The sequence below is a fragment of the Streptomyces sp. SID13726 genome (assembly GCF_010548375.1).
GTDB lineage: Bacteria > Actinomycetota > Actinomycetes > Streptomycetales > Streptomycetaceae > Streptomyces.
Genome location: NZ_JAAGLY010000886.1, coordinates 1 through 382 on the forward strand (window position 1 = coordinate 1; position 382 = coordinate 382).

Consider the following 382-nt stretch of genomic DNA (forward strand, 5'->3'; position numbering starts at 1 on the left):
GCGCGACCGGCCGCTACTCGGACAGCAGGCAGGGCGGGAGCCTGCACACGGACGCGGCGCACCGGCCGGGGCGGCTTCCGGACATTTTCACGCTGTTCTGCGTCCGGCAGGCCTCCAGCGGCGGGGCGCTCGTCACGGTGCACGTCAGCGATCTGCTGGAGATCCTCCGGGGCCATCCCGAGGAGCTCGCGGCGCTGCGGCTGCCGGTCCACTTCGACACCCGGGACGACACGCCGGGGGTGCCGCTCACTTCCGAGCGCCCCGTCCTGGAGTTCAAGGACGGCCGGGAGCGCATATACTACCTGCGGGACTACATCGAGATCGGGCACCGGCACGCGCACGTGCCGCCGCTGACGCCCGAGCAGGTCAAGGCACTGGACCT

General features: G+C 71.7%; 1 protein-coding gene. It reads left to right on the plus strand.

The annotated features are described in order from the left end of the window. Positions 1 to 382: hypothetical protein (locus G3I78_RS50815; protein WP_203616635.1), on the plus strand; the 382-nt coding region annotated here is incomplete at both ends.